Raw genomic sequence first — 24,785 nt, forward strand, 5'->3', positions numbered from 1 at the left:
CCATGGGTGCTCTCGACCTCGTCGCCGACTGGCCGGTATCCACCGTCGCTGCCGCAGTGGTGTCACCCGAGGGCATTAGGGCCCAAATAGGCCCTGTGGCGCAGCAATTCGCCCTCGCGTCGGTGACCAAGCCGCTCGTTGCCCGCGCCGCACAGGTGGCGTTGGAGGAAGGCGCCATCGACCTCGCGACTCCGGCGGGGCCCCCGGGCTCTACCGTCGAGCACCTGCTGGCGCATGCGTCGGGTCTGTCGCTGCTTTCCGAGGCCGTGATGGCCAAGCCGGGTGCCCGGCGGATCTACTCCAACTACGGGTTCGCTGTTCTTGCGCACACGATCGAGGCGGGTGCCACCATCGAGTTCGGTACATACCTGCGCGAGGCGGTGCTCGAACCGCTGGGCATGACCGGCACCACCCTGCCCGGGGGAGCCGACACGGCCGGGTACGGGGGCAGGTCCACAGTCGTGGACCTGGTGGCCTTCGCCGGTGACCTGCTGCGCCCGCGCATCGTCAGCGCCGAGACGCATGAGCGCGCGACGCACGTCGTCTTTCCCGGGCTGGATGGGGTGCTACCCGGGTACGGGGTGCAGCGTCCCAATGACTGGGGTCTGGGCTTCGAGATCAAAGGAAGCAAGTTGCCGCACTGGACGGGTGCCGAGAACTCGCCTGCCACCTACGGCCACTTTGGTCAGGCCGGCACCTTCATCTGGGTGGATCCGGCCGTTGACCTGGCGCTCGTTGTGCTGACCGATAGGCCCTTCGACGGCTGGGCCAACCAGGTGTGGCCGCAGCTATCGGACGCCGTGCTGGCCGAATTCGGCTGAGAAACAGGTCTCAAACTCTCAGGAAGCCGTTACCTCAAATTCGTCCCTAGGACTGGCGCAACACGCGCACCACAGGGCACAATGGTGTCACAAGGCACATTGATGTAATTCGGTAACACGCTCTGGAAGCTTCGCGAGTCGTTGGGGAAGACGTCCTCGTCGAAGACAAAGGAGCACTACGAATGCACGCGTCGCCTCAGTTCGCCGACTCGACAACCGGCGTGGTGTACATCCATGCCTCACCGGCTGCGGTATGCCCGCATGTCGAGTGGGCTTTAACGTCAACGCTGACGTCGGCTCCTTCGGCCCGTGGCCTGGAGACGCTCAAGCTGCGCTGGCAGGCCCAACCGGCCATGCCGGGACAGCTGCGCGCCGTCACCAACTGGGTCGGCCCGGTCGGTACCGGCGCACGCCTGGCCAACGCCCTGCGCTCATGGCCGGTGCTGCGTTTCGAGGTCACCGAGGATGCCAGCGAGGGCGTGGACGGTCAGCGGTTCAGCCACGTCCCACAGCTGGGCATGTGGAGCGGGGCGACAAGCGCCAACGGCGACATCATGGTCAGCGAGATGCGTCTGCGCGGGCTGATGGAATCGGACCCCGGCAGCATCACCTCCGAGCTCGACAACATGCTCGGCAGCGCATGGGATGACGCGCTGGAGCCGTACCGCAGCGGCGGTGACGGCGCCGAGGTGACCTGGCTGCGCGGAGTCGGCTAAGAACCCGTCAGCTCTTGTTGGCGTTACCGATCACACGGCTGACGAGGAACGCGACGTAGGCGAGGCCGCCGAGGCTGCCCACGATGCGGGTACGCCGGAACGCCAGCGCCAGTCCGAGCAACAGCTCGGTGAAGCCGTTTTGGTACACCCAGCGGCGAGTGTCCTCCGGGAAGGCGACCTTGGAGATGGACTCGAACGGTTGGGGTGCGACGAAATGCGCGACACCCGTCGCTGCCAGGCCCGCGCCGCCTGCCCGGAATCCGAGGCGGATCAGGTTCGCGATGAGGACCGTAAGCCGCTCAAAAAGACTCGGGCCGACCTTTGTCGTCACGAGCGTCGCGGCCGGCTGACCGTCGACAAGCAACTTGAGTGCCTTCTTACGCCGAAGTGCCATTCCCCAGACTCCCTTGTCAATTATGTGAATGAAGCGTCACTGTAACAGTACGGGGATAGCTAGGCGTCTGCTTGCCGCGCGGTGACGTCGATACCGAACGTCTCCACCAGGAAGCTCACGATCGCGGGCGTGACGCGTCGCGGCCAGAACCGCAGGGTGGCCAGGGTCCCTGCCGAAACTACCTGCGCACCAACGATATCGACAGCCAGACTGTGTGCGTCGGCCGCTGGATGCAGTGGGTCCGCCGTTAGCGAGAGAATCATGGTCGGCACATTCACCGAACGGCGCACCGCGCGGGGCGGCGCCATCCGGCCCACCAGCATGCCCCGCATGAATGCCGCCGATCGCGACGGCGGCGCGGTCAGGAAGGCGCGGATCAAGCCCAGCGTGGGCTGTTCGGTCTCGGGGAACGATCGGGCCACCGCACCGGCCAGCCAGACCAGCGGACGGCCGAGGGTGAAGATGGTGAGCCCTGCCGACCACAGATATCCGGCGGCGCCGATGCCGTGCTCCAGGAAGGGCCCCTCCAGCAGCAGGCCCGCCACACGCTCGGGGGCCAGCGCCGTGGCCTCGATGGAGATGTTTGCGCCGACCGAGGTGCCGCCGAGCACCGCGCGCTCGATGCCCAGGGCATCCAGGGCGCCGATGACCTGCCGGCCCAAGGCCTGCGAGTTGTACCGGTCGGGTTCCAGCGGGCGCTCATCGGCGGTGGTGCCCAACAGATCCAGGCAGATCACCCGGAAGCCGCGCGCGGCCAACTCCTTGGCCCACGCGTGTTCCAGGTAGTGCGAGGTGAGGAAGGCGTGGGATAGCACCACAACGCGATCCCCGGAACCGAACTGGCGATATGCCAGCCGGTGTCCGTCGACGGTAACCGTGTTGCCCGGTGTCTCCATGCGGTCTACCACGGGATGTTCTTGTGACGGCCAAAGTCGCCGATGTCGGATTCGGACATAGTCAAACCGTAGCGGTTTCCGTTGGTGGCGTGCGCATTTCTTTGCGGGGGGAGAGCGTGGCTGCTTCGGGCCGCCCAGCTAGTGCGCGGCCCGAAGCGCCACGCGCCGACATCGGTTGGGCCAGTGAGGAAGCATGCCGGTCAGTCTCCGGTGATCTTTTCCTTGACGGACTCCACTGCCTCTTTGACCTTCTCGGCCGCGTCCTCGACGGTGTGCTTCACCTTCTCGGCAACGTCATCCAGGCCCTGCTTGAGCTTTGAAGCCGCCTGATCTGCCTGCCCCTCGGCCTGCAGATTCTCGTCGCCGAGGGCTGCGCCCGCCGCTTCCTTGGCCTGGCCGACCACTTCTTCGGCCTTGTTCGCGACATTATTCTCGACGCTCATTGCTTATCCCTTCTCGGTCCCTGATCCACTGTGCGGCTTCTGCCGAACTTCATCTCAGGGGAGGCGTCGATTCGGCACAACCACTGCAATCGCGGGGATTTTTGGGATCGGTAGCGCCGACGGCGTTCTGTACTTGCATGCAGATGACGCCATCGGGGCGGCACTCAAGAAGGGAAATCACGGACATGAAGATTGTGCCCGCAGCCATCCAGCAGCACGTTGATCGCATCGACCGTCAGCAGAGCCTGTACTTCGGCATCGGCTCGGGATTGGTCGCGTTCTGGTCCATCTATCGCGTGTTCTGGTCGCTCTACCTGTCGGCCACTTACAGCTTTGTTTTCGGGTCGCTGATCTTCCCGATCGTGTTGTGGGGTGTGATCGGTACCGTCGCGGCCATCACGTCGGTCGCGTTCTTCACGCGGTACAAGAGCGTCGACAACAACACGAATCAGCAGAACTCCCACGAGCAACTCTGACCGAGGCGAGCCCGCCGCTGGAGGTGCTTACAGCGGGATGTTCTTGTGACGGCCGCGGCGCGAGGGTGCCTCGGCCAGGGCGCGGGTCAACACCGCGCGGGTCTGCGAGGGCTCGATTTCCTCGTCCACCACGCCGATCTCGATGGCGCGATCCACACCGCCGGCGATGCGCTCGTGCTCAAGGGCCAGCTCCTCGTGCAGCGCCTCGCGCTCCTCGGGGGCGGCGGCGGCCAGCTGCTTCTTGTGCAGGATGCCGACCGCGGCCTTGGCGCCCATTACGGCGACCTCGGCGTCCGGCCAGGCGAACACCTTGGTGGCGCCCAGTGAGCGCGAGTTCATGGCGATGTAGGCGCCGCCGTAGATCTTGCGGGTCACCAGCGTGACGCGCGGAACGGTGGCCTCACCGAACGCGTGCAGCAGTTTGGCACCACGGCGCACCACGCCGCCCCATTCCTGGCCCACGCCGGGCAGGTAGCCGGGCACGTCCACGAGCACGATCAGCGGGATGCCGAAGGCGTTGCACAGGCGCACGAAACGTGCTGCCTTCTCGGCGCTTTCGGAGTTCAGGCAGCCGCCCAGGCGCAGCGGGTTGTTGGCCAGCACGCCGACGGTGCGGCCGGCCAGGCGGCCCAGGCCGATGACCATGGAGGGGGCCCACTTGCCCTGGAATTCCTCGAACGGGTCGTCCCCGTCGAGCAGCGCGTTGACGATCGGGTGCACGTCGTAGGCGCGCTTGGCCGACTCCGGGAGCAGCGCACGCAGATCGGTGTGATCGGCCTCGGCCCGGTTGCGGTCGAAAACGCCCTGCTGGCAGAAGAACCCGACCAGCTTGCGGCCACGGGCGTAGGCGTCCAGCTCATCGTCGGCGACGATGTGGCACACACCGGACTTCTTGTGGTGGGCTTCGGGGCCACCCAGGGTGGCCATGTCGACGTCCTCGCCGGTGACGCTGCGGACCACATCGGGTCCGGTGACGAATACGCGGCTCTCGGGCGCCATGATGATGACGTCGGTCAGCGCCGGGCCGTATGCGGCACCGCCGGCGGCGAATCCGACGACGACCGAGATCTGCGGGATGTAACCCGAGGCGCGGATCATGGCCTCGAAGACCAGCCCGACCGCGTGCAGGGCCGAAACCCCTTCGGCCAGACGGGCACCGCCGGAGTGCCAGATACCCACGATGGGGCTCTGCTCCTCGATGGCGGTGTCGTAGGCGTTGACGATGTGGCGGCAACCCTCGACGCCCATGGCACCGCCCATCACGGTGCCGTCGGTGCAGAAGGCCACGGTCCTGACTCCGTTGACCGTGCCGGCGGCGGCCAGCACACCCGAGCGGTCACGCTCGTGCAGTAGCTCGACGCTGCCGTCGTCGAAGAAGGTGTTGAGCCGTAGGAGCGGATCGCGCGGATCGAGCGATTCGTCGATGGCCTCGGGAGCCAGGATCGTCATCTTGAGCCTCTCTAAATCGGATACTTGACTTCAGTACTTACCGAAGGCAAGCGCGACATTGTGCCCGCCGAATCCAAACGAGTTGTTGATCGCATACTTAAAATCCCCGTGACGAGGCTCGCCCGCAACGACATCCAGGTCGATTTCGGGATCAAGGTTGTCAAGATTGAGCGTCGGGGGGATAACACCGTCACGCAGAGCCAGCACAGTAAGCACGGACTCCAACGCGCCGACGGCACCGATGGAGTGGCCGAGTGCTGACTTGGGCGCGTAGACCGCGGCATGCTGCACACCGGCGACGTGAATCGCGTTGGCCTCGGCGACATCGCCGATCGGGGTGGCCGTGCCGTGGGCGTTGATGTGGTCAATGTCCTTGGGGGACAAGCCTGCTGTCTGAATGGCGCGGGTCATGGCCGCACCGGCGCGAACGCCGTCGGGGCCAGGAGCCACCATGTGGTACGCGTCGGAGGTGATACCGGCACCCATCACCCGGCCGATGATCTGTGCGCCACGGGCCTTGGCGTGCTCCTCGGTCTCGATGACCATCAGGGCACCGGCCTCGCCGAACACGAATCCGTCACGGTCCTTGTCGAACGGGCGAGAAGCCTTCTCCGGCTCATCATTTCGCGTCGACATGGCACGCATCATGGAGAACGCGGCGATCGGCAGGGCTTCGATCATGCCCTCGACACCACCGCAGACGATCATGTCGGCATCGCCCATGACGATCTGGCGCCACGCGTGCGCGATGGCCTCGGAGCCGGAGGAACACGCCGACACCGGCGTGATGACGCCCGCGCGGGCGCCAATCTCCAGGCCCACCACCGCGGCGGCACCGTTGGGCATGCACATCTGGACGGCGAGGGGCGAAACCTTGCGAATGCCATGCTCATTCATGGTGTCGTAGGTTTCGACGATGCGCTCGCCACCGCCGAGCCCGGTACCGATGACGACGCCAAGGCGGTCCTTGTCGATGTCATCGGGCGTGCCGGCGTTCTGCCACACCTGACGGCCTACGTGCAGCGCCATCCGCTGCACGTAGGCCATCCGGCGAAGTTCCAACCGGGTCATGTGGTTGTCGATGGGCTCCTTGAGGTGCCCACCGATCCACACGGGCAGACCGAACTTCTCGACGAATTCGTCCTCGAGAACCTCGATACCGCTCTCCCCGGCGATCAATCCCTTCCACGTGCCCTCGATGTCAGGCGCGATAGAGGTCGTTGCGGCGAGAGCCGTCACAACGACATTGGGGAAGCCACCGTTGGCAGTGGAAGGGGTTGTCACTGGTCCTAGCCCTCCAGCTGCGCGCGGATGTTGGCTGCGGCCTCGGGGTTTTCCTGCTCAAGCTTCTCGATGTAGTTCACGACGTCACCAACGGTGCGCAGGCCCGCCAGATCCTCGTCGGGGATCTTCACGCCGTACTTGTCCTCGGTCTGGACCGCGATCTCAACCATCGACAGCGAGTCGATGTCCAGGTCGTCAACGAACGACTTCTCGAGGGTGACCTCGGAAGGCTCGATACCGGTGACCTCTTCGATGATCTCGGCGAGACCGGCGACGATGCGATCTTTTTCTTCTGCGGTGGCCACTCGGTGGCTCCCTTCGGTGTTATGGACTGCGGATGCAGCCCTGGGGTGAACTCTGTTTTGTGGAACTGGACGAGAGGGCGGCTTTGCCCGCCCATCCGGGGTACTACTTTTTGGTGTTGGCCGCTTACAGCTCGGCCAGGGCGTCTAAGTCTTCGACGGTCTTGAGGGCGTGGTTTGTGACGCCGCGCATCTCACGCTTGGCGATGCCGGCCAGCGCGCCCGAGGGCGGCAGTTCGACAACGGCTTGTACATCTGCGGTCTTGAAGTACTCGGTGCACAGATCCCAGCGCACCGGGGAGGTGAGCTGGTTGACCAGCTTGTCCATGGCGTCGACACCGGAGGTGACGGGGGTGCCATCGAAGTTGGACAACAGGGTGGTGATCGGCTCGGCCGGCAGGATCGCGGCGGCAGCGGCGGCGTAGGCCTCCTGCGCGGGGGCCATGAAGTGGGTGTGGAAGGCGCCGGCGGTGGCCAGCTGGCGCACGCGCGCCTTGGCCGGGGGATCCTCGGCCAGCTTCTCCAGGGACGTGACGCGGCCGGCGGCGACGATCTGCCCGACGGCGTTGCGGTTGGCGGGGATCAGCTCGAGGGCTTCCAGGCGCTCAAGCACCTCGGCCTCGTCGCCACCCAGTACGGCGGCCATACCGGTGGGGTCCAGTGCGCACGCCTTGGCCATTTCGGCGCCACGGGTGGCGGCCAGGACGATGGCGTCGTCGGCGGAGATGACCCCGGCGATGGCGTAGGCGGCGATCTCGCCCACCGAGTGGCCGGCGACGATGACTTCGCCGCTGGCGGTCTTCTCGTTGAGGTGGCCGCGCTTGGTCAGCTCGTCATAGGCCAGCAGGGTCAGTGCGACCACCAGCGGCTGGGTGATGGAGGTATCGGTGATCTCCTCGGCGGTGGCGGTGGTTCCGAGGCGCACCAGATCGAGTCCGCTGGCCTTCGACCACTGCTCAACCTGATCCTTGACACCGGGCAGTTCGAGCCACGATGTCAGCATGCCGGGAGTCTGGGATCCCTGTCCGGGAGCGAGCAGCGCAATCACGTGTTTAAGAGAACACTGTGAAGGGCCCTTCGCGCCGTGTAAGAGAAAATGAATCTTGTCTTAAGTATTTGTGGGATGCCTACAAAAAGGCATCCAATGCGACCCGATCTATACCGTCCCGAAATGTGGGACCTCGCAGGTGACCGGCCGGTAGCCTTTCTAAGTCTTGATTACATTAATCGTGACGGGTGTTACTCCTGGTTCAGGAGTGAAGGCGTCGGCATGGTCCTGAGCCAGTCTCCCGACGGTTGCCGCGACTCGCAACACATAGGCATCACGCGGGGACGTTGGGTCCCTTCCGGTGAAATCGGTGATTCGCTTGAGTCGATAACGGACGGTGTTCGGGTGAACAAACAGTGCCCGCGCGCACGCCTCGATGGCGCCGCCGGAATCTAAGTACGCGTCGAGTGTTTCTGTGAGCGCCGGGCCGGCGTCGGCCAGCGGGCGCATCACTTCGGTGTTGAGCGCCGCGATGGCGGCCTTGTCGCCCAACAGGGCCCGCTCGGGCAACAGCTCGCGCGACGAGACGGGACGCGGCGCGCCGCGCCATCCCGAGACCGCGTCCATGCCGGAGAGCGCCTCCACCGCGCTGGTGTGCGACGCACCCAGGGTTCGGGCGGTAGGGCCCACCACGACGGGGCCGTCGGAGAAGACCTTGATCAGGTCGGCCAGGAACTTGTCGTGCGCGGTGATGGGCCCCGACACGATGGTCAACAGCCGGGTGCCCTGGATGACGGCCAGCGCCGCGCGGCCGTGCCGCTGCGCCACCTCGTGCACCAACGTTGTTGCGGTGGCGATGACTTCCGGCCGGGGAGTCCCCACAATGACGGTCGCCGGTGCGGTGGTGTCCCAGTTCAGGGCCGCCGCCCGCGACAGCATGTCCGGTCCGGTGTCACCGCGCACCACCGCGTCGACCACCGTCGCCTCCAGGCGCGAATCCCAGGCGCCCCGCGTCTCGGCGGCCTCCGCGTAGGCGCTGGCGGCGCCAAAGGCCAGGTCGCGGCTGTAACGCAGGATGCCTTCGGTCAGCGTCACCAGTTGCTCGTCATTGCGGGCGAGCAGGGGCAGCACCTCTTCGAAGAACTCCATCGCGGTGCGGACCATGTCGACGGAGTGGCGCAGCGCGATGCGCTTGGCCAGATCCTGCGGCACCACCTCAAAGGCCTGCATGGTGAAGCCGACGGTGCCCTCCGGGTCGCGGATCCACTCGACGAAGTTGTTGATCGCGGTTTGAACCACCAGCGCGACGCTGGAGCGCTGCGAGGCCTCCAGGTCGGTGAAGAACGGCAGCCGGTCCTCCATGACGTGCACGGCCTCGGTGGACAGGCGCCCGGAGTACTGCTTGATCCGGTGCAGCAGCGCCTCGGGGACCTCGGCGCGCTCCCGGGGCTTGCGCGCGGCACGAAACCCGCGGGGAGAGGTGGCCGGATTGTCGGGCATGTCTAAAAGATACCCGCGATTCCTAGTGAGAAACCGCCAAATACTGAGCTAGTCGCGCAGTGCGCGTCGAATGCTGTCGAGGGCGATCTCGAGGCTGTCTCGCAAGACGGTGATGTCCATGGTGGCCCGTCCCATCAGCATGCCGCCCTGCAATGTCGCGAGAACCGCCGCGGCGAGCCGCTGTGGATCTTCGTGCCGGTCGAGGTGACCGCGATCCTGCATCCGGATCAACCCGTCGGCAAGCAACGACTGCCACTGTCCGAACGCCGCGGCCAGCGCCGGCTGATACGCCGGATCGTTCTTGAGTTCGGCGGCAATGCTGCCCAACGGGCATCCGAACGGGCCTCCCGGCACCTCGTGGTTGGCCAGGATCGCCTGGGCCCATTGCTCGACACCGTCCATCGAGTCGATCTGGGTGAGCGTGGGTTGTGCCGCCAAGACCAGCTCGGTCTGACGCTCCACGACCGCCTTCACCAATTCGGACCTGTCCTTGAAGTAGTGATACAGCTGCGATTTGCCGGTGTTGGAGGCGGCCAGGATGTCGTCGAGACTGGTTGCCGCGACGCCCTTTTGGTACATCATCTGCGCGGCCGCATCGATGATGGCCGCGCGGGTACGGCGGCCGTGTGCGGTCGCGGGCAGCTTGGTGGCACTCGGTGGTGACGACTTACCTACCATCCCGGACAACATTAGTGGCGGCCCTGGCGTGCCTGAATCGCGCTATCGAGTAGTGGCCGCTCGGCGCCGGGAAAGCGATGATGATCGCCGAGAGCACGGCCATCACCGGATATTGGGTGATCAGCTGGTCAGAGCTCCAATACGTGAGCAGCGTCAACAGCGAGATGATGGCCGCCGGCTGGGGAAGCAGTCCCAACACCAGGACCGCTCCTAGCGCTACCTCCACCAGCGGTACCGCGACGCCGAAAAGGCCCGGCCATGCGCGCAGCACATTGTCCGAGAAGACGGTGAAGTACTGCGGCACACGGGTATTGGTCTGTGCGCTGTGGGCGATGAGCAGAATGTCCGCGCGTCCGAAATGCGCGCTGTACTTAAAGATTCCCTCGTGCAACCACAGCACGCCCAGCACCACCCGTGCCGCGCCGAGGGTGATCGGCGCGGCACGAGCGATCCATTCTGCGTGAGTTCTCACATCAACGCTGCCGCGCCGAAGGCCTCCTTGGCCTTGTCGCAATTGATCATGACCGTGTCGTACATCGACGCGTCCGTGTCGCTGAGCGTGAACGTCTGATCGGCTTTGTCGGAGGCGACCATGCCGAGCTCCTTACCGGTGCTCACGGCGTTCTGGTCGGCACCCTTCGTCAGGTAGATGTGCAGGTCCGGGCCTTTGTCGGAAGAAAACCCGGTCAACGTGAGCTGCCCGTTGGCAACGGTGGCGGTGCCGGCGACGTGCTTACCGTCGATGCCGTTGAACGAGCCGGTACGCGTCTTGCCGGCCATGGCCTGGGACGTCATGGCCGGCTGCGGAGATTGGGTGCTGGGCGAGGAGTCGGGGGCGGGCGCATTACAGGCGGCAACGGTCAACCCGATGCCCAGAAGTGCTGTGCCAGTGAGAACTGTGAACCGCATGGTGGATTCCTTCCGGGGGATGTGAGCGAACGCCCTCGACTGTACTGATTAGTACAATTGATGTCGACAAAAAAGCGCGAGCATGCCCAAATGTGCGGAAATCGGTTCGAAATCCGCACATTCGAGCATGCTCGCGCGGGGGAGAGCTAGGCGCTGCCGGTGTCCTTATAGGAGACGTCGGCCGCCGACACGTCATCGATCTTGTACTGGGCGGCGGCCTTGACCGCGAGCTCACGGTCGACGGCACCATCGTCGGCCAGTGCCTCAAGCACCGCGACGACGACGGACTCGGCATCGGTGTTGAAGAACCGGCGCGCCGCGGGGCGGGTATCGGAGAAACCGAACCCGTCGGTGCCCAGTGTCCGGTAGGTCCCTGGGACCCAGGGCCGGATCTGCTCGGGCACCGCGTGCATCCAGTCCGACACCGCCACCTTCGGGCCCTGTGCGCCCTCCAGTGCCTTGGTCACGTATGGCACGCCCTTGGGGCGGTCCGGGTGGCGCAGCGCCTGGTGGTCGATCGCCAGGCCGTCGCGGTTGAGCTCGCCCCACGACGTCACGGACCACACGTCGGCGGCCACGTCCCACTGCTCAGCCAGCAAGTCCGCTGCCCGCAACGCTTCGGGCACCGACACGCCAGAGGACAGGATGTGGGCCTGATGCTTGCGCGCCTCGGGGGCCGCGCGGAGCTTGTAGATACCGCGCAGAATGCCCTCGGCGTCCACGTTCTCCGGTTCGGCCGGGTGAACGTACGGCTCGTTGTACAGCGTGATGTAGAAGTACACGTTCTCGCTGTTCTCGCCGTACATGCGCTGCAGCCCGTGCTCGACGATGTGGGCGATCTCGTACCCGAACGCCGGATCGTAAGCCACCACAGCCGGGTTGGTGCTTGCCAGCAGTAGCGAGTGGCCGTCGGCGTGCTGCAGGCCCTCGCCGGTCAGGGTGGTGCGCCCTGCCGTCGCGCCCAGGACGAAGCCGCGGGCCATCTGATCGGCCGCGGCCCACAGACCGTCACCGGTGCGCTGGAACCCGAACATCGAATAGAAGATGAACAGCGGGATCATCGGCTCGTCGTGGGTCGAGTACGCCGTGCCCACCGCGGTGAACGAGGCGGTGGATCCGGCCTCGTTGATGCCCTCATGCAGGATCTGGCCCTGCGCACTTTCCTTGTACGCCAACATCAATTCGGCGTCCACCGAGGTGTACAGCTGGCCATTGCGGTTGTAGATCTTCAGCGACGGGAACCACGAGTCCATGCCGAAGGTGCGGGCCTCGTCCGGGATGATCGGAACGATGCGGCCGCCGATGTTCTTGTCGCGCAACAGTTCCTTGAAGGTGCGCACCAACGCCATGGTGGTGGCGACCTCTTGCTTGCCCGAGCCCTTCTTCACCGTGTCGTAGATCTCCGAGCCCGGCAGCGTCAGCGGCCGCGACTTGTTGCGCCGCGACGGCACGAATCCGCCCAGGGCACGGCGCCGGTCCAGCATGTAGCGGATTTCCGGTGCCTCGGGGCCGGGGTGGTAGTACGGCGGCAGATAGGGGTTCTCTTCGAGCTGCGCGTCCGAGATCGGGATGCGCTGCTTGTCGCGGAAGTCCTTCAGGTCATCCAGCGTCAGCTTCTTCATCTGGTGAGTGGCGTTGCGGCCCTCGAAATGCTTGCCCAGCGTGTAGCCCTTGATGGTCTTGGCCAGGATGACCGTGGGCTGCCCCTTGTGCTCGGTGGCCGCGCGGTAGGCGGCGTACACCTTGCGGTAGTCGTGGCCGCCGCGCTTGAGGTTCCAAACCTGATCGTCGGTAAGGTCTTTCACCAATTCCTTGGTGCGTGGATCACGCCCGAAGAAGTGCTCGCGCACATAGGCGCCGTCATTGGCCTTGTAGGTCTGGTAGTCGCCGTCAGCGGTGGTGTTCATCAGGTTCACCAGCGCGCCGTCGCGGTCGGCGTGCAGCAGGGCGTCCCATTCGCGGCCCCACACCACCTTGATGACGTTCCAGCCCGCGCCCCGGAAGAAGGACTCCAGTTCCTGGATGATCTTGCCGTTGCCGCGCACCGGGCCGTCGAGGCGCTGCAGGTTGCAGTTGATGACGAAAGTCAGGTTGTCCAGGCCCTCGGTCGCGGCGATATGCGCCAGGCCGCGCGATTCGGGCTCGTCCATCTCGCCGTCGCCGAGGAATGCCCATACCCGCTGATCGGAGGTGTCCTTGATGCCGCGGTCGCGCAAGTAGTGGTTGAACCGCGCCTGCATGATGGCGTTCATCGGCCCGAGGCCCATGGAAACCGTTGGGAACTGCCAGAAATCGGGCATCAACCGCGGGTGCGGATAGGAGGGCAGGCCGCCGCCGGGGTGGCTCTTCTCCTGGCGGAACCCGTCGAGCTGGTCGGTGGTGAGCCGGCCCTCGAGGAAGGCGCGGGCGTAGATGCCGGGGGAGGCGTGGCCCTGGATGAATATCTGGTCGCCGCCGCCCGGGTGGGCGTTACCGCGGAAGAAGTGGTTGAACCCGACCTCGTAGAGCGCCGCCGAGGAGGCATAGGTCGAAATGTGCCCGCCTACACCGACGCCTGGCCGCTGCGCGCGGTGCACCATGATCGCGGCGTTCCAGCGGATCCAGGCGCGGAACCGGCGCTCGGTGTCCTCGTCGCCGGGGAACCATGGTTCGTTCTCGGTGGGGATGGTGTTGACGTAATCGGTGGACGTCAGCGCGGGGATGGCCACGCGGCCGGCGTTGGCCCGCTCAAGCAGCCGCAGCATCAGATACCGGGCCCGTGCCGGACCCGAGCGTGCGAGCAGGCCGTCGAATGATTCCAGCCATTCGCCCGTCTCGTCGGGATCGATATCCGGTAGATACGACGCGACGCCTTCGCGGATCACCCGGACACGTTCGGATTGGTTTGGCACGCTTGATTTTCCGGCCAGATCCTGGCGAGCGAACTCCGTGGTCAACTTTTCTGCTCCTTAAGGGTGGGGGTGCAGATCTCAGTCACAATCAGATCGGTATCCCCATCGTGCCCCAAGTCACTTGCTACTAGCGAGTCTGGTCTCTCAACATGCGGTCTACCGGCCTGCGGGGCCACGCAGCGGGTACCGTCGTTACATGCGTATGGCGGCGCTGTTGATCGCGTTGGCGGCCATCGGTGCCGCGGTCGTGGCTGGCTGCACCGTGACCACCGGAGGGCAGGCATCGGCGCCCAGCGAGTCGGTATCGGAGTACCGCGCCTACGTCTCGCAGTCGGTCGAGGCATCACGCTCCGAGGAGTCCAAGCGGCAGGAGACCTCGCGCGCGCAGGCCCAGGCAGATGCGTGTGAGACGTTCGCGATGACCTCGAACGCGGCTGTTTCTGCAGGTAACGACCTGATCTCCGTGATGAACGACGAGGGCGGCTACGGGTCGAGCGCGGAGGCCAAGGTGGGTCCGGTGATCAACGCGCTGAACACCAGCGCCGGGCAAATCGACTCCGTGAAGGCGAAGGCTCAGACGGATGAGTTGCGCGATGCGCTGACCCAATACGTAGACCAATCTCGAAAACTGGCCGGTGCGTTCGACAATCGGCTGAGCAGCAGCACTCTCAACTCGGTGGTGCGGACCTTCAACGACGCGCGGGATCGCGCCGGAAAGATCTGCGAGCCACTTCTACAGACAAAAGGCCGATAGTGCCTGACGAGGATTGCCATCGGCATGCGACGATGTGAGCATTCATCCCAAGTGTGCAAGCACGCACCTGTGAATAAGGAGGGGCCGAACGGTGGTCGCGGCGGCTGACGCCTCGAACTATGCCCGCAAGTTGGGCATCCAGCGTGATCAGCTTGTGCAGGAGCTGGGCTGGGATGAGGACACGGATGACGACATCCGGGCTGATATCGAGGACACGTGCGGTTCGGAGCTTCTTGACGAGGACTCCGACGACGTGGTCGATGTGGTCCTGTTGTGGTGGCGAGATGACGACGGCGACCTGGTGGACGCGTTGATGGATGCCATCACACCACTGGCTGAAGACGGCGTGATCTGGGTATTGACGCCCAAGACCGGCAAGTCAGGCCATGTGCAGCCCTCCGAGATCGCCGAATCGGCGCCGACGGCGGGTCTGGTGCAGACATCGTCACTGAACCTGGGGGACTGGAGCGCGACTCGGCTCGTGCAGCCCAAGACTTCGCGTGGAGGACGGCGCTAATGCTGCCTGTTGGCGCTGTCGCGCCCGAATTCACCCTGCGTAACCAGAACAACCAGCCCGTCAGCCTGAGCGATTTCCGGGGCAAGAAGGCCGTGCTGCTGGTGTTCTTCCCGCTCGCGTTCACCGGCGTCTGCCAGGGCGAGTTGGACCATGTGCGCGACCACATCGGCGACTTCGAGAACGACGACGTGCAGATCATCGCGCTGTCGGTGAGCGCCGGACCGATCCACAAGATCTGGTCGAGCTACAGCGGCTTCACCTTCCCGATCCTGTCCGACTTCTGGCCGCACGGGGCCGTGGCGGAGGCGTACGGGGTGCTCAACGAGAAGGCCGGGTACCCGAACCGCGGAACTTTCGTCGTCGATGCCGACGGAATCATCCGATTCGCCGAAATGCTGGACCCCGGACAGGCCCGTGACCAGGCGGGTTGGGTACAGGCGCTGGCCGCGCTACATTCGTGAGCTGATTCCCACGTTGGTGACGACGTGGACCGGGCGTGTAGCTCAGTGGTAGAGCTCTGGTTTTACACACCAGCGGTCGGGGGTTCGAAACCCTCCGCGCCCACCAAGAAGTGCAGGTCAGATGCGCGCCGTCTCGACCGCCTAACTCGCGTAGCCGCGCTCTTGGAATTCTCGATACTCGGCGGTCACCGCTGTGAAGGGCCCCATGCGAGCCAACAGCTCCCGGATGATGATGGCGACAAAGAATATTGGAGTACTTACCTGTGGCATAAGTGCCAATGGAAGGAACAAAATGGTCTGGATTGTCAGCCACAGAACAAAATTCGCGTGGTTGGACTTGATCGAGTAGTGCATGTCAGACCAGAAGGCGATCATCCATTCGCTCCACCCGCCATCGGCTTCCATACGCTCCCGTGCGCGCTGAGCCTGTGTCCGCCCGTGCCCAGGTTCGTACAGGCACAGGCTGTCGATGATCATTGTCGCGTAAGCACAACTGACAAGAATTTTGAAGGCCAAGTCACTCGTAGCGGCAGCCGCGACCGCCAGTAATCCGACTGTCAACGCGCCGGCACATTGCTGGGTTATCCATCGGGCGCCACGCTTCTTAGCCCATCCACGAATCCCTTCGGATGGGACGAATGGAACAAATCTACCCTCGGTCATCGCAACCCCCTGTGTGTGACAAGAGTACTTTCCAGGCCGATTTCACTCCCCGTGCCAACCATAAACGGACCCGCCTCGGGAGAAGCGCGGCTGAAGTGCAGGTCGACTCACCACCAGGTGTCTTCGGGTGGCGGAGGATGGCCTCGATTTCTGCGCCACACATTGACCGTGAGCGCGGCTAGTACCAACCAGACAGCGACTGCGATGATGGCGGCCATGGTCGTCACCCCCCTTTGCTTCGGGAGTGTTAGATCAGGGGAGAATACGCAGGTAAGCGCTGCCGCTATCGGTTTTTGATCAACCTTCTTGTTGAAAATTCCGATGCACGGGCGGTGGGTTCGCCGGCGGCGCTCAATCCAGTTCGGCGAGGGCCTTGCGTGCGGCCTCAAGCTCGGCTTCGAGTGCGGCGACTTTGGCCGCCTGCTGGGATCGTGCTTCCTCGATTACCGCATCGATGGGAGTGGCGAGGTCTTCGTGTAGCTCTTTGGCCGCGCGCGAGACCGCTGCTGCCGCGACCGCGAGATTACGGGCCAGGTAGGAGCTGCCCTGTTTGAGTTCGGCGTGCCATTCGCCATCTGCGGTTCCGGTGACAGTGAGAGTCAGCTGCAGAGTCTTGGTCCGCTTGCCGCTGGCCTTCTTCGGCTTCTCCTCGATGGGAGTCGTCGAAGTCGGCGCGTCGAAAGTCGCGGTCTCTGAGGGCAATGTCTCGACTACTGGGGTGTCTAGGGTCGTCGTCACGGGGAACTCCTTCTCGGTTCTCGCAATGCGGGCGGCGACTGTCATTAGAACACACGTTCGACGCGATCGCGATCATCGTTCGCCGCCATGTTGGGGGCCGTGCACGGCTGGCAAACGTCTCGGCATTGCTTTCCAGCAATCTTTCCGGGAGCGCGCGACCTTCGTTGGGCTCGCAGGCTCGGCGATCACGCCTCTGTCTTCGCGGATCTGGCATCGGGGTACGGCCTGGCGCCTGGGCGGCATGTCCGTTCTGGCTGTCTATGTCCATGTGGATGCTATTGCAAATGTTTCCTACTGCGATGGCTGCATCCCTCTTCAGGGCTCACAGGAATCTTGTAAAAGTTCGCGACCATGCGACACGCGTGGTGACGAAACGGTCTCTGTGTTGACAAGAGAAGATCTCGGCCTTAGATTCTCCGACATTGCCATATGAAGCATTTATGCAGGAAAAAGCATTCAGTGGCATTGTCTACGCGGTAGGCAAGCGAACGGGGGTCCGGTCGGTATGGCCAGGACGAGACACGGAGGGGTTCGGTTTCATGAAGTTGCCATGCATGGCACGTCGAAGCTGCATCGCTGCAATCGCAACATCATCAACAGTTGCGGCGGGGATCTTGATGGGGGCCGCGGGCGCGGTTGCTGATCCGCAGGGGATGCCGGATCAGTATCAGCAGTTTGTGACCGATGATGGCTGGACGGTTGGGTTGACGCTGACGAATGAGGTCATTGATCACATCGACAACATTGCGGGCGCGAGCAACTCCTGGCAGGCGCGGGTGTCGTACCGGGCCGAGGCCACGATTACGGGTTCGGGCTCGGCTGTCATTCAGGATGCGCAGCTGGAGACCGGGTACTTCGTGGGTTGTCGCACCGACTCGTCGTCTGGGGTGGAGTTGGGCGGCGACCTGGGTTTGACGTTGTCCCAGCAGGTGTTTGGCCAGGGTTATGCCGGCGGATACGGCGGTGGTCAAGGTGGCTCGGGGGGCGGTGGTGGTCAGGGTGGCGGTTTTGGTGGCGCGTCGGCCGGTGGATCACTCGGAGCGCAGGAGCATATCGGCGGTTACATGCGTGTGTTGCTCAAGCCGGGCGGCTTGGCCCAGTTGCCGATGGACCGGATCAATTTCCGGAACATGCGCGCGGTTTCGCAGGTGCGTAACCAGAACGTCGAGGCCGACGGATGCGGTGGGCAGGTGAAGATCCAGTCTTTTGCGACCTTCCGGATCCGCACCGAGAACGGCAACGACACCCAGACCATCTACGGCGAGCCCAAGGACCTCTGATGACCGCCCGCACTCGTAGCGCAGCGTTATTGGCCGCGCTGGTATTCGTTTCTGCAATCATAATGGGCTCTGTACCAAGGGTTTTCGCAGATCCTGTGCAGCCGCCCCCGCCGAAGCCGATTCCGTATCCGGTGGCGCAGCCGGATGATCTCCCACGTATATCCCCGATAGGCGGGGCGCAGGTCAAGACCAACACCCCGTTGGGTCTGGGACCGGGTACCGGTCGGCCGTTGGCAGCGGGTCGCGAACGCTCCAACGCCACCATCTCGCCGTCGGCCACCGACGGCACGCATCTACCGACGGCCATCGCAGGCAAAGATGTTGTCCTGCATCTGCCGCAGGAGCGGGACTTGACGCCGGCGCAGTGGGGCGATGGCGGATCGGCCACCTTTACTTCTCGCGACACCGATTACCGGATCTCGCCGTTCGCCGGTGGCGGTGTCGATGTGAACGTCATTCGCCGCACGATCTTCACGCCGGAGAACTTCACGTTTGGTCTACGGGTTCCCGAGGGGACTCATGTACGTCAGGGCAGCAATGTGGTGTTGGTCGAATCCGACGCGGCGCCAGGTCTGCCCGCCACCACGATCGCAACCTTGTCTGTGCCCGTCGCGCGGGACGCCAAGGGCAATCCGGTACAGGTGACTCCGGTTATCCACGGCGACTACATGTATCAGCAGTCCAACCTTGCGCTGGACCTTGGACCCGCGGACATCTTCGCCTTCCCGGTGACGATCACGCTCTCGTACCGTGCTTCCTCCATTCCGGCGAGCGGACAGCTGGCCAGCGACTGGGAAGGTCTACCCGAGGGCGGAGGTCCGCCGGAGGCAAGGAAGGCTGCCCAAATCATTGGTGCACCAGGGGATTACGTTGTCGATCCGGGTGGCACGCATCGGCCCGCGAATGTTGATCCGGTGCTGTACGCACAACGGCATGCTGATCACTGCTTGTCGGGCCCCAATGAATTCCGCTCGGAGGACGGCCGGACGGCCGACTTCTTGAGTTCATGCCAGCGGCAGGCGATGTGCCTAGATGTCACGCCGGCGCAGATGTCGGCGGACGTATGCAAGAACCAGGCATTCGCCAACATGTCGGCCCAGTGCACCGCCATTTTTGGGCAGACCGGACCCGACTACGAGGCATGCCTGAACGTCGCCAACGGACATGCGGCTTGGTCCAAGGAGAACCTGCTGGGCGGGGGACTGTGTCAGCCCGTGGGGCCGGGGACAAACACCAAATTCTTGCCCTCGAACAACAACCGCTATTGCAGTAGCTGATTGAGCGGGGCGAGTTGCAGACATCCATGGTGCCGGTTCACTGTTTGCGCGCGTTCATTGCCTTAGTCTGAGCTGGTGATTCGAGCATCTCGCTGGACGCTAGCTGCGGTGTGCGCTACGACGCTGCTGGCGTCGGGCTGCACGGCCGTCATCGACGGTGACGCGGTTGCCACTCCCGGCGAGGAGGGCAAGCGACTTACCAATCCGAAGTGCAGCTCGGTAACGGTGCCGCTGCTGGAGGTGCCGTTGGACAACGACTCCGAGCCAAGGGTCGAGGTTCCGCAGCCTTCCGGCTGGGAACGCATCAACCGGTTCGAGAGCGGCGTGGTGCGGGTCTATCTCGCCGCACCCGATCTGCAGGCCAACGGTTTTGTCCCGAATGCCACGGTGGCCATCGCAAACCTGTCAGGCAAGGCGTCGACCGAGGATGCTGCATTCGCCACGGAGCGAGCTGGGCTGGAGTCCTTCGGTGTTACCGATCTGATTGAGGCGCAGGGCACCATCTGCGGCTACCCCTCTAAGACTCTGACCTACAACATGGGACTCGGTAACATCCCTGCCCACCGGGTCACGACCACGATTGTGGCGGTCAAGAACAACACCAAGATGTTTACCGTCGGGGTATCGGTTCAGGCTTTGGACGACACTGTCCGTGGCTTTGACAGCGCGCGGGAAACGATTCTGGCAGGACTGCAGGTCAGTCCGCCTGCTGCGCCCTGATATCACCTGCGTGAGTAGCCCATTGGGCATCAATCACGGTGGTGTGCTCCGGTAGGGCTGGCCGGTAGCTGCTATCGTCGGCCATCCGATCGGCGACGCTAGCGTGGATCCACGCGCCGTCGGGAATGCGGCGGCGACGAAATAGCAACAGCGCCCAGAGCCAGCTGACTCGGTGAATCCTGCCCTCCGCATAGGCAGGCGTAACGGAGCAATACCGTTGGTATTTCTCGGTATTGAGCAGTAACCCCTGTTGGGCCGCGCCGTCGATCACCCATTTGAGTGCGATATCGGAGAGTCTGTCGTCGTCGGCGTAATCGCCGCCAATGTCGGAGTGAATGCCCGCGAACCACGCCTCGTCGACCAGTCGTTGATCGCCCAAGAACTTGATGAGGTACTCGCGGTAGGGTCGGCGTTTTTCATCGATAGCTACCGCATGTCGCCCCGCCAGGGCGTTGGGAACACTTGGTGCATAAGGCCATTGCATGCTCCGCTTGAAGATTCCGGGTGCGCTGACTGTGTCCCAGAGGCCGAGGTAGGCGACGGGAATGGAAAACTTGCCGTCCTCGCGGCGTGCCACGGTGCGTGAGAACGAGTGCAGCTGGTCCCATCGCTCGGCAGACCAAGTTGCGCACGACTGTGCGTACAGACTCACCGCATAGGGGACGAGGTTTTGCGAACCAGGGCGCAGCATTCCGACCGAGTTGAGTAGTCCCGCAAGCCCTCTCGCGCAGAATGCGCCTCGGCTGAATCCGAAGATGAAGATACGGTCGCCGGGCTCCCACCTGTCGATCAGATACGTGTAGGCCTGAGCGAGTTTAGCGCGCAAGCCAATGCCGAATGCGATACCCAGAACGCGCGCAACGAACTGGCCCCCCGGTGTGTAGGTACCGACGACGGGATCGGTGCCAACACCGGGGTCGTAATACGAGATCTGACGGTCGGTCAGATCGTGGACCACCATGTCGTAGCCGCGGACCACGTTCGTGTTTCCCGAAGCCCCGATCTGATTACCGGTGCCGTCGAAGCAGATGACGATGTTCTTGGCCATCGCCGTTCGGTTTAGTCCTCGCCGTCGTACGGCTTCGGGTCATATGGAGAGGCATGCGGATTCTGATAGTCGACATGCTCTTCGTTCCACACGCCGATGACAGCGGGGGACACCTTAGGAAGCGGGCCGACAAGCTCATTGCCGTTGTCGAGGCTTACCAGGAACTCGGGGGTGAAGTGCTGATCCTCGTCTTCCTGGTGATGCTGGCCTGCGGCGCCGGCAGTCATCATGGTCGGGGGCTGGGCAATGCCCATGCCCGACATCGGTGAAGCAGCCGGTGGTGCCGACAGCCCCATGCCCGCGCTCGCGGTGTACGAGCCGGCGATGATCGGCCCCGCGGCGAGAGGACTGATGTCAACCTTCTCGTCCTTCTTGTCGTCCTTGTTGACGGTCGGTTTACCCCATCGCCCGATGCCGTAGGTGCCGGGGACTGATCCAGTGTTGGGGCCGGTCGCGGTGGTGCTGCCACCGGATGACGGTCGAGTGCCAGCGCCCGCACCAGCAGCGGCGGCTGCCGCGGCAGCGGGACCGCCAGCACCCGCTCCGGAGGCGCCACCCGCCGCACCCGCCGCGGCACCCGCCGCACCGGCGCCACCCGAGGTGGTTGCCTGCGTGGGGTCAGCCAAAGCCGCCGCTGCGGCCGCGCGGACCGCGGCTTCGTCGATGGGCTTGATCTGATCGGCCTTGATGTCCTTGCCGATGCCCAAGCCTGATAGCGACGACGCGGTCTTGACGGCAGCAGCTGCAGCGTCGGCAAACTGCGGAGCCGGTGGGAGAGCGGGGAGCCCGGAGCCGGCCTGTTGTGAGACGGGTGACCAGACGTTGCGCATGATCATGCGGGCTTCGTCTTGCTTCTGATTGGCGAGGGCCTGCTGTGCGTAGTAATGCTCGTAGGCAGCCTGGGTACGTTCCTGAGGTTGTTCGACTTTGACGACCTCAGGCATCAGGCCCTTGATCTGTGTCATCGCCGTCTCGACCTCGGCGGGCTTGGTGGCCATGAGCGAGAGGCCGTCGCTGACCTTCTCGGCGTGACTCTTGTAATCAGCGATACCTTGCTTGGCGGCTTCGGCGCCTTCTCCGGTCCACTGGGCGCCGACGGCGACGTCGAAGGACCGCTTGAAGTCGTCCAGGGCCTTGCTGAAACCGGTAGCCAGTTTTTCCCAGTCCTTCGAGACTTCGATCGCTTTGCCGGAATCAAAGGCATCTGACGCTGCCTTGATTCTCTCGTGGGACCAGCTGTTGAAGTCCTCGGTAGGGACGCCGACGGACTCGGTTCCGCCATCGATGTTCGAGCCGTGTAAGCGCTGCTTCGCGTAGACCACCTCGCGTTCGCGGTTGCCTTGAGTCCACTTGTCCTCGCTCATGGCCGCTCCTTCGTGTCTTGACGTGCAACTAGCTCTTTACGGATGAGACGCACTCGGTAGTGGATTGGTTCCATCTTTTCGGAAGATTTCAAAGTGGGAGATACGGGACGAGTCCCTCTGCGTTCTTACGGGCCGCAGTTAGGCAGTCCGGGTACGGAGCGAACTCGCCAGGTGACGAGCTAATGAGGACGCCGTATACGCCGGTTGATGCTGATATGTTGAGAGCGCAGGAATCAGTTTTTGGTTGTACGGATCGGTACCCGAACAGTGCTTTTCTGCCGCCGATTTCGAGATCCTGGTAACCCCATTCGTTGTTGGACTGTCGCAACATTTCCAGGGTGTAATTTGATGCAGCCAGAGTAAGTAGGTACTCGCCGCGCGGGTAGTACTTGCAGAACACGTTTTCAATATCGCCGTCGGACTGAGTGTCCGATCGCGGCGGTTTAGCATCGAGCTGCAGTTGTTGGATTGCTGCTGCCGGTATGTCCTTACACGGATCGAACGTGATATGGACACGCCCGTTCGCATTGGTGGGCAATTGCGAGGTTGTGGTGGGTTTCGACGATGTGACTGGCGCGCCTGGAACTTGAGTTGAGCAGCTAGTTAGAACGAGGGCGAAGACTACGCCGACGAGCATACGAGACATTTTGACCGCTACTTCGTGAACTGTCCGAAGTTGCTAGCGTTGTTTGCTTCTGTACCCCGGTAGTCTTTGCGGATCGCAACAAAGAGCGACTTCATTTCTTCTACTTGCTGCTTGTGTGACTCGAACGCATCTGCTGCGCTGGAATGCCCTCTGTCAGCTTTCAGCTGGTACGCGTTGGCAAGGGCCCTTCCTGACTCAAGTTTCAGCTCAGCGAATCCCAACTGATACGTGGCGAGATCTTGCGCATCCCGTTTGAGATCTTTGAGCGCGCCAATGTATGCGTCACATGCTCTGATGACTTGGTCGATGACGTCGCCGTCGAGATGCAGCACCAGGCTTCCGTTCGCGGCGCTCTGCTTCAGGTTGTCCAACGACATAAAGCCCCCTCAGGTCACGGCCGGGTTGGCCAGGTGAGATTCATCGTATGTGTATAGGACGTTGAGAGTCCTGGATCGGTTCCATCGAATTTGGATCGCTGTTTCCGCACGTCAATCACTATCCGCCCCAGCGTCGACGCACTCCGGTGTATCGCCAGCCCAGCGCAGCCACCGCCCACGTCACGATGAACAGCGCCACGATCACGTAGCCCATGGCGGCCAGATCCAGATCGCCGACTGCTGCCAGCGGTCCCGACGTGATGTCCAGTTTCTCGGTGAGGATCGAGATGATCTCCTGCGACCCGATCAGCACGGCAACCGCCACAGACAGCCCGGTAACCACCAGGTTGTAGTAGATCTTGCGCGCCGGTTCCTGGAACGCCCAGTCGTAAGCGAAGTTCATCAGCGAACCGTCCAGTGAATCGAACAGCGACATCCCCGCACTGAATAGGACGGGCAGCACCAAGATCGCGTACCAGGGCAATCCGGTCACCGCGGCACCACCGGCGATCACCAACAGCGATACCTCGGTCACCGTGTCGAACCCCAACCCGAACAGCAGCCCCACCGGGTACATCTGCCACGGTTTGCGAATCGTCGCCATTAACGGACCGAAAAGCCGGTTCAGTCCACCGCGATTGGACAGCTCGCGCTCCAGCGCGGCCTCGTCCACCTCGCCGCCGCGCATCCGCTTGGCAATCCGGTAGATCCCGATCAGTGACACCAGATTGAGCAATCCGATCAGCAGCAGAAACGTGCCCGACACCGCTGTGCCGAATACGCCGGTCCATTGCTGCAGCGACGAGTGTTCATCGGAAACGTTGGCCGCCAATGCCTTAACGCCAAAAGCCAACAGTCCAACCATGATGAACACAATCGACGAGTGCCCCAGCGAGAACCAGAAACCCACGGACATCGGTCGTCGGCCATCGGCCACCAGCTTGCGGGTGGTGTTGTCGATGGCCGCGATGTGGTCGGCATCGAAGGCATGACGCATGCCCAGTGTGTACGCGGTGACACCCAACCCGACCCCGAAAACGCTGCCCTGCACTGTGAAATGTGCGGGCGCAACCAGGAAGACCAGCATGCCCCAGCCGAGAACGTGCAGAGCGATCACCGCGACGGTCATTCCGATGACGCTGCGCCGCTGACCCACATCCAAACGACGCCAAGCGCTGAGTAACGGCACGTCT

General features: G+C 63.6%; 28 protein-coding genes and 1 tRNA gene. 10 read left to right on the plus strand and 19 right to left on the minus strand.

Going from position 1 to position 24,785, the window contains the following annotated elements; all coding sequences use genetic code 11:
• Positions 1-2 precede the first annotated feature (2 nt).
• Positions 3-821 (plus strand): serine hydrolase domain-containing protein, encoded by an 819-nt coding sequence (locus tag ABG82_RS10060; RefSeq protein WP_043080053.1) that lies wholly within the window; start codon positions 3-5, stop codon positions 819-821.
• 182 nt (positions 822-1,003) lie between these two features.
• Positions 1,004-1,537: a DUF3145 domain-containing protein gene (locus tag ABG82_RS10065; protein WP_043080052.1), complete on the plus strand. Its 534-nt coding sequence runs from the start codon at positions 1,004-1,006 to the stop codon at positions 1,535-1,537.
• A gap of 7 nt (positions 1,538-1,544) precedes the next feature.
• Here the strand turns inward: ABG82_RS10065 and ABG82_RS10070 are convergent, their stop codons facing one another.
• The 3 genes from ABG82_RS10070 to ABG82_RS10080 all read right to left on the minus strand — a co-directional run bounded on the left by ABG82_RS10070 (position 1,545) and on the right by ABG82_RS10080 (position 3,270).
• The gene (locus ABG82_RS10070; protein ID WP_043080051.1) at positions 1,545-1,931 is read right to left on the minus strand and encodes a DoxX family protein; all 387 of its coding nucleotides are present in this window, start codon (positions 1,929-1,931) and stop codon (positions 1,545-1,547) included.
• Positions 1,932-1,990: 59 nt separating this feature from the next.
• Entirely contained in the window at positions 1,991-2,827 is an 837-nt protein-coding gene (locus tag ABG82_RS10075) for an alpha/beta fold hydrolase (protein WP_043080050.1), read from the minus strand.
• 200 nt (positions 2,828-3,027) lie between these two features.
• Positions 3,028-3,270, minus strand: coding sequence for a CsbD family protein (locus tag ABG82_RS10080; protein WP_054173184.1), 243 nt, complete (start codon positions 3,268-3,270; stop codon positions 3,028-3,030).
• Between the two features lie 185 nt (positions 3,271-3,455).
• Between ABG82_RS10080 and ABG82_RS10085 the strand changes: the two genes are divergently transcribed.
• Positions 3,456-3,746, plus strand: a complete 291-nt coding sequence (locus tag ABG82_RS10085; protein WP_043080048.1) for a hypothetical protein — start codon at positions 3,456-3,458, stop codon at positions 3,744-3,746.
• A gap of 27 nt (positions 3,747-3,773) precedes the next feature.
• Here ABG82_RS10085 and ABG82_RS10090 read toward each other — a convergent pair whose 3' ends face one another.
• The 9 genes from ABG82_RS10090 to aceE form a co-directional block, all read right to left on the minus strand.
• On the minus strand, positions 3,774-5,195 hold the full coding sequence (locus tag ABG82_RS10090) for an acyl-CoA carboxylase subunit beta (RefSeq protein ID WP_043080047.1): 1,422 nt from the start codon (positions 5,193-5,195) through the stop codon (positions 3,774-3,776).
• A gap of 30 nt (positions 5,196-5,225) precedes the next feature.
• The gene (kasA, locus tag ABG82_RS10095) at positions 5,226-6,479 is read right to left on the minus strand and encodes a 3-oxoacyl-ACP synthase KasA (RefSeq protein ID WP_043080046.1); all 1,254 of its coding nucleotides are present in this window, start codon (positions 6,477-6,479) and stop codon (positions 5,226-5,228) included.
• Positions 6,480-6,484: 5 nt separating this feature from the next.
• Positions 6,485-6,784: a meromycolate extension acyl carrier protein AcpM gene (gene acpM / locus ABG82_RS10100; RefSeq protein ID WP_030095371.1), complete on the minus strand. Its 300-nt coding sequence runs from the start codon at positions 6,782-6,784 to the stop codon at positions 6,485-6,487.
• Between the two features lie 124 nt (positions 6,785-6,908).
• Positions 6,909-7,829 carry an ACP S-malonyltransferase gene (locus tag ABG82_RS10105; protein ID WP_078343482.1) on the minus strand — a complete coding sequence of 307 codons (921 nt, stop codon included), beginning with the start codon at positions 7,827-7,829 and terminating at the stop codon, positions 6,909-6,911.
• Between the two features lie 159 nt (positions 7,830-7,988).
• Positions 7,989-9,269, minus strand: a complete 1,281-nt coding sequence (locus ABG82_RS10110) for a PucR family transcriptional regulator (protein WP_043080045.1) — start codon at positions 9,267-9,269, stop codon at positions 7,989-7,991.
• A gap of 48 nt (positions 9,270-9,317) precedes the next feature.
• Positions 9,318-9,947, minus strand: a complete 630-nt coding sequence (locus tag ABG82_RS10115; protein WP_043080044.1) for a TetR/AcrR family transcriptional regulator — start codon at positions 9,945-9,947, stop codon at positions 9,318-9,320.
• Positions 9,937-10,419 (minus strand): MauE/DoxX family redox-associated membrane protein, encoded by a 483-nt coding sequence (locus ABG82_RS10120; RefSeq protein WP_043080043.1) that lies wholly within the window; start codon positions 10,417-10,419, stop codon positions 9,937-9,939. Before ABG82_RS10120 ends, ABG82_RS10115 begins: the two co-directional genes overlap by 11 nt.
• Positions 10,416-10,856, minus strand: coding sequence for a DM13 domain-containing protein (locus tag ABG82_RS10125; protein ID WP_043080042.1), 441 nt, complete (start codon positions 10,854-10,856; stop codon positions 10,416-10,418). Before ABG82_RS10125 ends, ABG82_RS10120 begins: the two co-directional genes overlap by 4 nt.
• A gap of 146 nt (positions 10,857-11,002) precedes the next feature.
• Positions 11,003-13,792: a pyruvate dehydrogenase (acetyl-transferring), homodimeric type gene (aceE, locus tag ABG82_RS10130; RefSeq protein ID WP_043080041.1), complete on the minus strand. Its 2,790-nt coding sequence runs from the start codon at positions 13,790-13,792 to the stop codon at positions 11,003-11,005.
• A gap of 151 nt (positions 13,793-13,943) precedes the next feature.
• Here aceE and ABG82_RS10135 point away from each other — a divergent pair, with 151 nt between their 5' ends.
• From ABG82_RS10135 to ABG82_RS10150, 4 genes are all read left to right on the plus strand, one after another.
• Positions 13,944-14,501: a hypothetical protein gene (locus tag ABG82_RS10135; RefSeq protein WP_043080040.1), complete on the plus strand. Its 558-nt coding sequence runs from the start codon at positions 13,944-13,946 to the stop codon at positions 14,499-14,501.
• 91 nt (positions 14,502-14,592) lie between these two features.
• The gene (locus ABG82_RS10140) at positions 14,593-15,018 is read left to right on the plus strand and encodes a DUF3052 domain-containing protein (RefSeq protein WP_043080039.1); all 426 of its coding nucleotides are present in this window, start codon (positions 14,593-14,595) and stop codon (positions 15,016-15,018) included.
• Positions 15,018-15,479, plus strand: a complete 462-nt coding sequence (locus ABG82_RS10145; RefSeq protein WP_043080038.1) for a peroxiredoxin — start codon at positions 15,018-15,020, stop codon at positions 15,477-15,479. The genes ABG82_RS10140 and ABG82_RS10145 overlap by 1 nt, the downstream gene beginning before the upstream one ends.
• Positions 15,480-15,510: 31 nt before the next feature.
• Positions 15,511-15,585, plus strand: a tRNA-Val gene (locus tag ABG82_RS10150).
• Between the two features lie 35 nt (positions 15,586-15,620).
• On the opposite strand, the gene ABG82_RS28245 is transcribed toward ABG82_RS10150, so the two are convergent.
• On the minus strand, positions 15,621-16,142 hold the full coding sequence (locus ABG82_RS28245) for a hypothetical protein (protein ID WP_054429077.1): 522 nt from the start codon (positions 16,140-16,142) through the stop codon (positions 15,621-15,623).
• 351 nt (positions 16,143-16,493) lie between these two features.
• Positions 16,494-16,880, minus strand: a complete 387-nt coding sequence (locus ABG82_RS10160; RefSeq protein WP_234708107.1) for a DUF6319 family protein — start codon at positions 16,878-16,880, stop codon at positions 16,494-16,496.
• Between the two features lie 539 nt (positions 16,881-17,419).
• Between ABG82_RS10160 and ABG82_RS10165 the strand changes: the two genes are divergently transcribed.
• The 3 genes from ABG82_RS10165 to ABG82_RS10175 all read left to right on the plus strand — a co-directional run bounded on the left by ABG82_RS10165 (position 17,420) and on the right by ABG82_RS10175 (position 20,157).
• The gene (locus tag ABG82_RS10165) at positions 17,420-18,160 is read left to right on the plus strand and encodes an MspA family porin (RefSeq protein ID WP_043079888.1); all 741 of its coding nucleotides are present in this window, start codon (positions 17,420-17,422) and stop codon (positions 18,158-18,160) included.
• The gene (locus ABG82_RS10170) at positions 18,160-19,437 is read left to right on the plus strand and encodes a hypothetical protein (protein ID WP_043079889.1); all 1,278 of its coding nucleotides are present in this window, start codon (positions 18,160-18,162) and stop codon (positions 19,435-19,437) included. Before ABG82_RS10165 ends, ABG82_RS10170 begins: the two co-directional genes overlap by 1 nt.
• 123 nt (positions 19,438-19,560) lie before the next feature.
• Positions 19,561-20,157 (plus strand): LpqN/LpqT family lipoprotein, encoded by a 597-nt coding sequence (locus ABG82_RS10175; protein WP_043079923.1) that lies wholly within the window; start codon positions 19,561-19,563, stop codon positions 20,155-20,157.
• Here the strand turns inward: ABG82_RS10175 and ABG82_RS10180 are convergent.
• From ABG82_RS10180 to nicT, 5 genes are all read right to left on the minus strand, one after another.
• Complete coding sequence (locus tag ABG82_RS10180; RefSeq protein ID WP_043079890.1) at positions 20,135-21,205, minus strand: DUF2235 domain-containing protein; 1,071 nt, start codon at positions 21,203-21,205, stop codon at positions 20,135-20,137. The genes ABG82_RS10175 and ABG82_RS10180 overlap by 23 nt on opposite strands.
• An 11-nt stretch (positions 21,206-21,216) precedes the next feature.
• Positions 21,217-22,569: a hypothetical protein gene (locus ABG82_RS10185; protein ID WP_043079891.1), complete on the minus strand. Its 1,353-nt coding sequence runs from the start codon at positions 22,567-22,569 to the stop codon at positions 21,217-21,219.
• An 88-nt stretch (positions 22,570-22,657) separates the two neighbouring features.
• Complete coding sequence (locus ABG82_RS27660; RefSeq protein ID WP_078343478.1) at positions 22,658-23,215, minus strand: DUF3558 domain-containing protein; 558 nt, start codon at positions 23,213-23,215, stop codon at positions 22,658-22,660.
• An 8-nt stretch (positions 23,216-23,223) separates the two neighbouring features.
• Complete coding sequence (locus tag ABG82_RS10190) at positions 23,224-23,592, minus strand: hypothetical protein (protein ID WP_043079892.1); 369 nt, start codon at positions 23,590-23,592, stop codon at positions 23,224-23,226.
• A 118-nt stretch (positions 23,593-23,710) separates the two neighbouring features.
• Positions 23,711-24,754 (minus strand): Nickel transporter NicT, encoded by a 1,044-nt coding sequence (gene nicT / locus ABG82_RS10195; protein ID WP_196770505.1) that lies wholly within the window; start codon positions 24,752-24,754, stop codon positions 23,711-23,713.
• Positions 24,755-24,785 lie beyond the last annotated feature (31 nt).

This window comes from Mycobacteroides immunogenum (assembly GCF_001605725.1).
In the GTDB taxonomy this organism is placed as follows: domain Bacteria; phylum Actinomycetota; class Actinomycetes; order Mycobacteriales; family Mycobacteriaceae; genus Mycobacterium; species Mycobacterium immunogenum.